Raw genomic sequence first — 8,162 nt, 5'->3', positions numbered from 1 at the left:
CCCCCCCCCCCCCCCCCCCCCCCCCCCCCCCCCCCCCCCCCCCCCCCCGCTACAGGTTCCGGCGTGCCACCAGCAGCCAACTGTTGAACGGCGTACGCCCATGCAGCGGCCGGGGGGCGGTCACCTGCAATCCCGCTTCGGCAAGCGTCGTCTGCAGCACCTCTGGATCGGGGTAGTGGCGCGGCCGCGTGCCCATCCAGCCGACCAGCCAGGCCAGCCGGTCCGCCACCCGCGTGGTGCGGTCGCGGCCATCGCCGGTGGCCAGCGGCGTGCGCAGCAGCAGGCAGCCGCCGGGAGCCACCCGCGCACTGGCCGCGCGCAGCAGTGCCTGCTGTGGGCCCGCGTCCAGGTACTGCAGCACGTCCAGCAGCAGGACGTGCCCGGCCTGCGCCGGCAGTGGCGCCTGCACGTCCACGCAGTCGAAGCGCACGTCATGCAGCTCGACGGCGGCACGTTGCGCGCGGGCGATCTTGCCCGCATCCACGTCCACGCCCAGGTAGCGCTGGGTGCCGCCGCGCTGGCGCAGTACATGGGCGAACAGGCCCAGCCCGCAGCCGAGGTCCAGCACCGGCTGCCCGTCGTCAGGCAGATGCTGCAGCACGCCGTCGTACAGCGGATCGCTGCCGAGCTTGCTACGGGTGTAGTAGTAGTCGCGGCGGCTGCCCCAGGCCTGCGCCGGGCGGAACGCTTCGGCGATCAAGCGAGCCTGCGGGGACGTCAGGGGAGTACAGGGCAGGGGCGGGCCGTTCCGTGGCGTGCCGTCCATCGCTTCAGTCCGTGCCGCCAAGCAGATGCGTGGCCACCGGAAGGGCGCGTGCGCTCCACAGCGCGTACATCCGCGCTGAAGGATGCAGGCCGTCCTCGGCAATCATCGTCGGGTCTTCGCCCTGTGCGCGGCTGATGTCGGTGATGTCGACGAAGGCCACGCCGTGCCGGGTACTGATCACCTCGGCGGCGGCATTGAACTCGTCGGTCTGGATCTCGATCGCGGCCAGGTCGCGGCCACTGCCGGCACCGAACGGGGTGGCACCCCAATCGGGGAAGGACAGCACCAGCACGCGGCCGGCATCACCGCCGGCGAAGCCGATCGCCCGCTGCAGCAGGGCCTGGAACTGGCTGCGGTATTCGTCCAGAGGACGCCCGCGGTACTGGTTGTTGACGCCGATCAGCAGGCTGACGAAATCGAACGGACCCTGCGGTGCGGTCGCGTCGATACCCGCATCGAGCTCGTCAGTGGTCCAGCCGGTGGTCGCAATGGTCTGCGGGTTGGACAGGTCGATGCCCTGCGCACGCAGGGCGGCGGCCAGCTGGTGCGGCCAGCGGCCTTCGACTGCAACCGCTTCACCGATGGTGTACGAATCGCCCAGCGCCAGGTAGGACAATGCCACGGCTCAGGCCACCGAACGGCGCGGCTTCAGCGGCACGACCTTGGTCGCATCCTCGGCACGCCGCGCCAGCACACGGTCGATGCGGGCGAACACATCGCGCATCACCGAAGCTTCCGGCATCAGGGTCACGCGGAAACGATGGCGGTAGGGCACGTTGAAGCTTGAGCCCGGCACCACCAGCACGCCTTCGTTGTTCATCAGGTCCAGCGCGAAATCGTGGTCGTCGAAGCCCTTCGCAGCGGCACCGACCACGGCCGGGAACGCATACAGCGCGCCGGCCGGCGCGACCAGTGACAGGTGCTCGCTGGCTTCGCAGGCCTCGATCACCGCGCGGCGGGTTTCATACAGGCGGCCGCCCGGCGTGCACAGCTCGGAGATGGTGTCCGGACCGTTCACCGCCGCCTCGATGGCGTACTGGCCCGGCACGTTGGCGCACAGGCGCAGTGCGCCCAACAGGTCCAGCGCGGCGCGGAAGTCGCCCAGGCGGGCATCGTCACCGCTGAGGTGGGCCCAGCCCACACGCCAGCCGCAGGCGCGGTGCACCTTGCTCAGGCCACTGAAGGTCAGGCACGGATGATCACCGGCCAGCGGCGCGACCGGCTGGAACACCGCGTCGTCGTACAGGATCTGGTCGTAGATCTCATCGACCAGCAGCAGCAGGTTGTGGCGGCGCGCGATTTCCACCACGCGCTCCAGCAGTTCGCGCGGGTAGCTGGCGCCGCTGGGATTGTTCGGATTGATCAGCACGATGGCGCGGGTGCGCGAAGAGACCAGCGTCTCGATCTCGCTCGAGTCCGGCTGGAAGCCGTTCTCCGGCGCGCAGCGGTAGTACACCGGCCGGCCATCGTTGAGGATGGTCGAAGCCGACCACAGCGGGTAGTCGGGCGAGGGCACCAGCACTTCGTCGCCCGGGTTGAGCAGCGCACGCAGTGACAGGTCGATCAGCTCGCTGACGCCGTTGCCGAGGAAGACGCGGTCCGGGTGCGCATCGGGCGCGCCACGGCGGGCGTAGTAGCTGGCGATGGCTTCGCGCGCCACCGGCAGGCCCTGCTGGTGGGTGTATGGGTCGGTGCGGCCCATGTCGTCGGCGATCGCGCGTTGCAGGTGCTCCGGCGCGCGGAAGCCGAAAGCGCCCGGGTTGCCGATGTTGAGCTTGATCAGCTTGCGGCCCTGCGCCTCCAGCTCCCGGGCTCGCCGCGCCAGTTCTCCGCGGATTTCGTAGCGCACTTCGGAAAGGCGCTCGCGGATGGCCAGGGGCTTGGGCGAGGTGGTGGACATGGGAGCTGGGCCGTCAAAAGGCATGGGGCTTCCATCCTACCGGAATTGCTGCACTGCATGGCAAGGGCTCCGGGCCCGTCATTGCTGGGCTGGCACGGCGCCGGCACAGGTAGAATGGCGGCGATGACCCAGACCCCCGATTTCATCGCCCTGCAGACCATCGGCTGGCCCTGGCCGGGCCCGCCACAGCAGGCCGACTGGCAGGCCGCGATGGCCGCGCACCCGCAGGCCCGCCCGGCACGGGTGATCGAACAGCACCGCACCCACTACGTGGTGGCCGATGGCCCGGATGCATCGATCAAGGCCGAGTCGCTGCCCGAATGGCAGCGCCCCCGCTTCCCCAGCCATGAACGGCCGGCGGTGGGCGACTGGGTGCTGCTCGATGGCATCCGCATCGTCGCCCTGCTGCCGCGGCGCACCGCGATCAAGCGTGGTGCCGCGGGTGAGCACTACCACCAGCAGGTGATCGCGGCCAACATCGATACGGTGTTCATCGTCTGTGGCCTGGACGCTGACTTCAATCCGCGCCGCATCGAGCGCTACCTGCTGCTGGTCGGCGGTGGCGGTGCCGAACCGGTGGTGGTGCTGACCAAGGCCGACCAGACCGAGTACAGCGAGGATGCGCTGGCGGTGCTGGAAGAGCTGGAGATGCAGGGCATCGCGCTGCATGCGATCAATGGCCTGGATGCCGACAGCGTTGCCGTGCTGCAACCGTGGCTGGGCCCGGGCCGCACCGTGGTGCTGGTGGGCTCGTCCGGTGCCGGCAAGTCCACGTTGACCAACACCCTGCTCGGCGAGCAGCGGATGAAGACCAACGCGGTGCGTGCCAACGATTCGCGCGGACGACACACCACCACCCATCGCGCGCTGATGCCGCTGCCGACGGGCGCCTGCCTGATCGACACCCCCGGCATGCGCGAGCTGAAGCCGACCGGTGAAGAGACGCTATCCGAAGGCGGCTTCGCCGATATCGAAGCGCTGGCCGCACAGTGCCGTTTCAATGACTGCAAGCACCAGCAGGAACCGGGCTGTGCGGTACGTGCCGCGATCGAGGCCGGCGAGATCGAAGAGAGCCGCCTGCTGAACTACTTCAAGTTGAAGGAAGAAGTGGCCGCCGCCGCGGCCAAGCTGGCGGTTCGCCAGGCCGAGACCGCGCAGGAGCGTGGTGGCAGGAAGGGCAAGGGCCAGCAGTTCCGCCCGGCGAGCAAGAACCGCCGGCGGTAGCACAGCAGCCGGGCGTGGGCTCGGCTCTACAGTGGGTCCGCGGCGGAGTCATTTCCTGTAGCGCCCGAGCCGATGCTCGGGCGGCGGCGCGCAGCGCCGGACACAGCAGGGCGCTATAGTCCGCCCATGGAACCGACCGCGACGCTGGACCGTGACGTGGCCCACCATGCAGCGCTCGATGCGCGCCTGGTCGAGGCCGTGGGGGGCATCCGCCTGCTGGGACTGACCAGCTGGCCGGCCACGCTGCAGGCACCGTTCCTGGACAGCGTGGCACGTGGGCAACCGATGCTGCCGAAGGTGGACTACCCTCGGCTCGACTTCAGCGAAGAGCGCCGCGCGCTGGCCGCGATCGCCGCCGACTGTGATGACACTCATCCGCTGGGCCACTACGTGCGACAGTCGGCACAGAGTTGGGACCTGGCCGCGCAGCTGCTGGAAGGGCTGGGCACCGCCGCCGTCGATACCTGTTCGGTGCAGCTGTTCGGCGCACCCGAGCAGCCGTTGCCGGGCAATGGCCCTAGCACGCGCGAAGCAGCGCGCCACTTCATCCAGATTGCCGCCGAACTGGACCACGAGCTGCTGGCGCCGGAAGAGCAGGTGCCGGTCTCGGCCATCGCGCTGCAACTGCAGCTGCAGAACGATCTGGACGCCTTCTTCGAATCACGCATCATCCAGGTGCAGCTGGATCCGGAGCTGGTGTCCAAGGCCGCCGCCGGTCCGACCCGCATCCGCCTGCGCACCAGCGCGCGCTTCAGCGCCTACGACCGCGCGCAGTTGTTCCACCACGAAGCGCTGGTGCATTCGCTGACCGCATTGAACGGCCGCGAACAACCGGTGTTGCCCAGCCTGGCGTTGTCCTCGCCGCGGGTGACGGCCACCCAGGAAGGGCTGGCCACCTTCGCCGAACAGATCACCGGCAGCATCGACATCGAGCGCCTGAAGCGCATCAGCCTGCGCACCGAAGCGATCGCGATGGCACGCGAAGGCGCCGATTTCATCGAAGTGTTCCGCTACTTCTGCGATGCCGGGCAGAACGCCGAAGAAAGCTTCGCTTCGGCACAGCGCGTGTTCCGCGGCGTGCCGCCCAGTGGCGGCCTGGCCTTCACCAAGGACACGGTGTACCTGCGTGGCCTGGTGTCGGTGCATACCTTCTTCCGCCACATGTTGGCCGAGGACCGCCTGCAGGTCTGCCGCTGGTTGTTCGCCGGCAAGATGAGCCTGGCCGATGCGATCGCGTTCGCGCCGCTGTTCGAAGCGGGTGTGCTGAAGCCGCCGCGCTGGCTGCCGCACTGGGTGAGCCGGGCGAACGGCCTGGCCGGCATGCTGGCGTTCTCGCTGTTCGCCAACCGGATACGGATGGACCAGCTGGCGCCGGAATGAAATGCGTTGGCGGATCCTCCTGCGCCTGCCTGCTATCGGCTGGGAGGAGGCGGGGCACCCTGGTCAGGACACGCAAAAGCCCCTCCATGGTGCTCGATGGCGCCTTGCTCGTGTGCGCTGTCCTGCGCACACGGCAAGACCGGGGTTGGGCGTCCTGCCCAACCCGCCCGAGGCATGCCTCGGGCCCATGGCGCCAACGGTCCTGACCAGGGTGCCCCGCCTCCTCCAGACAATTTCCTGCGGGCGCGGCAGCAGGTCCACCAGAGAGATTGCGCTTGAAAAGCAAAGAGCCGGGCATTGCCCGGCTCTTTGCTTTTGCTGTTGCTCTTGCTTTCCATTGCCTCCGCGCGGGCGCGGGGAACTGTCCAGCGGGGGTAGGCAGGCCCATGCAGGACCGTGAGGCGCATGGATGCGCCGACCGAGCCCCCAAGGACGGGTTTACGGCGTGTCCTGCATGGGCCTGCCTACCCACGCCATGCAGGAACAATCAACGCGCCGCAGCGCCTGCTTTCGATTTAGAACTCCGCCGCCACCGTCATGAACAACTGCCGCGGCGCGCTCGCATGGATCGCATACCGCGTGCCCTTCGGATCGGTCGGCGCGAACGAACTCAGCTGCCCCGCATAGCGCTTGTTGGTCAGGTTGGTCGCGTTCAACGACACCCGCACGTTGCGCAGGCCCAGGCCCGGGCCGAAGTCGTAGCCCGCACCGGCGTCGAAGGTGGTCACGCCCGGCACCGACTGGTCGTTGGTATAGGTGTAGTAGCGCTTGCCGGTGTACTTGGCACGCAGGCTGGCGAAGAAACCATCGCGGTTCCAGCTGATCTCACTGGAGGCCATGCGCTGCGGCGTATCCACCGTGATCTTGCCGGCCACCGGCACGATCGCGCCGCCCGAGGTGTAGTCATCCTCGTAGGTGGTCTTGTTCCAGGACAGCGCGTTATACCACTGCAGGCCGTCGATCGGCTTGAGGATGAAGGTCAGCTCCGCACCGTGGCTCTTCACCGAACCGACGTTGATGAAGCGCGTCACGCACTCCGGACGCGTGCCGACTTCGATGCTCGAACACGGGTTCAGCGACAGCAGGCGGTTGTCGAACTTGACGTTGTAGGCGGCGATCGAGGCCTGGTACTTCTCGCCGAAGGTACGGAAGCCGGCTTCAAGGCTCTTGGACTTCTCCGGCTCCAGGCCGGCGCTGGCCGCGAACGATTCCGGCGACACCTGCAACGGGCCACCGCTGCCGCCACCGACGAAGGCGGCGATGTTCTCTGCGTACGAAGCGAACAGCTCGTTGTTGGCGTTGAGCTTGAAGCCCAGGCCCACCTGCGGCAGCACCGACTTCTTGGCGGTCAGCGTGCCCGAGGCGATGCTGGTTTCCACGCCCGGCTGGGCGGTTGCGCGCATGCGGGTGTTCGGGCTCTTGATACCGACATCCACGGTCAGGCGCTGGTCCAGGAAGCGCATGCGGTCCTGCACGTAGAACTGGCGTGTGCGGATGTCGAAGTCCTGGTTGAACAGCAGGCGGTCCGGGTTCTTCAGGTACAGGTCGTCCAGGAACGGGCCGCTGATGTAGTAGAAGTTGCGCGACACGTTATGGTCGTTCTGCTCGTACCACAGGCCGGCTTCCAGTTCGTGGATGCCCACCGTCCACGACAGCGCGGCGGTCAGGCCATCGCGGTTGATCGTGTAGTTGGTGCTGCGGATGGAGATCGGCAGCATCTTGTCGGTACCCGGGTAGGACGGCTGGCCCGGTGCCCACCAGTGGCCCTGGCCACGGTTGTCGTGGTGATAGGCCAGCAGCTTCAGGCGGCCCTGTTCACCCAGGCGCAGGTCGGCGTCGACCGAGTACAGGTTGTCGTCACGCAGTGCGCGGCTCTGGTAGTAGGCGTCGTCGATGCTGTTGACGCCGCCACTGAACTTGCACTTGCTGCGGTCCAGCGTGCCTGGCGCGCAGTACGCGGCGGCCACGGCGCGATCCCAGTCCGGTGCATAGATGTTCCAGTCATAACCCAGGCCGCGCGCCAGCATGTCCTTGGACAGGTAGGCATAGTTGGCCTGGCTGGCGCGCGAGGTCGCCACGAACGCACCGAAGCGGTGGTCGCCGACATTCCACACGGCCTTGGCGTTGAACTGGCGGGTGGTCTGGTTCTGGTACGGCGCGGCCCACATGTCCTGGTCCTGGTGCACGCCGGACACGTAGGCCGAGAAACCATTGATGTCGCCTGTATCCACGCGCAGGTAGCCGCGACGCTGGTTGTTGTCACCCACGGTGACGCTGGCGCGTCCACCGAATTCGGTGGACGGGTCCATCGAGAAGTACTGGATGGTGCCGCCCAGGTTGCTCGTCGACGCCACGCCCAGCGAGCCGATGCCCTGCGACAACTCTGCGCCGGCCAGGTTCTCGGCGATGATCGCGCGGGCAATGCTCAGGCCGTTGTAGTTGCCGTAGCTGTTGTCACCCAGCGGAATGCCGTCCAGCGTATAGCCGAGGCGGCTCTTGTCGAAGCCGCGCAGGCTGATGGTCTGCGATTCTTCGTTGGCACCGAAGGCGTCGTTGGACTGCACCGACACGCCCGGCAGGCGGTCGAGGATCTTCTGGCCGCTGGTGCCCGGCGGCAGCACCTGCTTGTCGACGGTGGTGATGCGCTGCACCTGGCGGGTCTCGCCCTGGCCGATCACGGAGACGGTATCCAGCGTCTGCGCGCTCAGCGCGGCATCGGTGCTGGCGCCGGTATCGGCGGCGGTGGCGGCATGGGCGCTGGCGGCGGCGGAGAGCGCGATCGCCACGGCGATCGTCAGGTGTCGGGTCTGCATGGTGGTCCGTTGCATTGGGGGTGGTCACCGGCACGCGTGCGCGGTGCATGGCCACTATGCGAACGGAACATGAAACCTT

The 8,162-nt window shown here is 67.9% G+C and carries 6 protein-coding genes; 2 read left to right on the top strand and 4 right to left on the bottom strand.

Going from position 1 to position 8,162, the window contains the following annotated elements; genetic code table 11:
• Positions 1–49: 49 nt before the first annotated feature.
• The 3 genes from ACTJJM_RS14645 to ACTJJM_RS14635 are packed head-to-tail and all read right to left on the bottom strand — an operon-like array spanning position 50 to position 2,666.
• Entirely contained in the window at positions 50–766 is a 717-nt protein-coding gene (locus ACTJJM_RS14645) for a methyltransferase domain-containing protein (protein WP_049452762.1), read from the bottom strand.
• Between the two features lie 4 nt (positions 767–770).
• Positions 771–1,388: an SGNH/GDSL hydrolase family protein gene (locus ACTJJM_RS14640; protein WP_019338543.1), complete on the bottom strand. Its 618-nt coding sequence runs from the start codon at positions 1,386–1,388 to the stop codon at positions 771–773.
• A 3-nt stretch (positions 1,389–1,391) separates the two neighbouring features.
• On the bottom strand, positions 1,392–2,666 hold the full coding sequence (locus ACTJJM_RS14635; protein ID WP_440865784.1) for a pyridoxal phosphate-dependent aminotransferase: 1,275 nt from the start codon (positions 2,664–2,666) through the stop codon (positions 1,392–1,394).
• A 114-nt stretch (positions 2,667–2,780) separates the two neighbouring features.
• Here ACTJJM_RS14635 and rsgA point away from each other — a divergent pair, with 114 nt between their 5' ends.
• Together rsgA and ACTJJM_RS14625 are read left to right on the top strand one after the other, a co-directional pair.
• Complete coding sequence (gene rsgA, locus ACTJJM_RS14630; RefSeq protein ID WP_053443496.1) at positions 2,781–3,890, top strand: ribosome small subunit-dependent GTPase A; 1,110 nt, start codon at positions 2,781–2,783, stop codon at positions 3,888–3,890.
• 126 nt (positions 3,891–4,016) lie between these two features.
• Positions 4,017–5,270, top strand: a complete 1,254-nt coding sequence (locus ACTJJM_RS14625) for a flavohemoglobin expression-modulating QEGLA motif protein (RefSeq protein WP_049435336.1) — start codon at positions 4,017–4,019, stop codon at positions 5,268–5,270.
• Between the two features lie 515 nt (positions 5,271–5,785).
• On the opposite strand, the gene ACTJJM_RS14620 is transcribed toward ACTJJM_RS14625, so the two are convergent.
• Positions 5,786–8,083: a TonB-dependent receptor gene (locus tag ACTJJM_RS14620; RefSeq protein ID WP_440865783.1), complete on the bottom strand. Its 2,298-nt coding sequence runs from the start codon at positions 8,081–8,083 to the stop codon at positions 5,786–5,788.
• Between the last annotated feature and the right edge of the window lie 79 nt (positions 8,084–8,162).

Origin of the sequence: Stenotrophomonas sp. 22692, from assembly GCF_052045015.1 — a bacterium.
Taxonomy (GTDB): Bacteria; Pseudomonadota; Gammaproteobacteria; order Xanthomonadales; family Xanthomonadaceae; genus Stenotrophomonas; species Stenotrophomonas geniculata.
This window is presented reverse-complemented; position numbering and strand designations above follow the sequence as displayed.

Excerpts from the sequence above, each read along its gene's own strand:
- ACTJJM_RS14620 (WP_440865783.1), bottom strand. The coding sequence starts at position 8,083 with ATGCAGACCCGACACCTGACGATCGCCGTGGCGATCGCGCTCTCCGCC.
- ACTJJM_RS14625 (WP_049435336.1), top strand. The coding sequence starts at position 4,017 with ATGGAACCGACCGCGACGCTGGACCGTGACGTGGCCCACCATGCAGCG.
- rsgA (WP_053443496.1), top strand. The coding sequence starts at position 2,781 with ATGGCGGCGATGACCCAGACCCCCGATTTCATCGCCCTGCAGACCATC.
- ACTJJM_RS14635 (WP_440865784.1), bottom strand. The coding sequence starts at position 2,666 with ATGTCCACCACCTCGCCCAAGCCCCTGGCCATCCGCGAGCGCCTTTCC.
- ACTJJM_RS14645 (WP_049452762.1), bottom strand. The coding sequence starts at position 766 with ATGGACGGCACGCCACGGAACGGCCCGCCCCTGCCCTGTACTCCCCTG.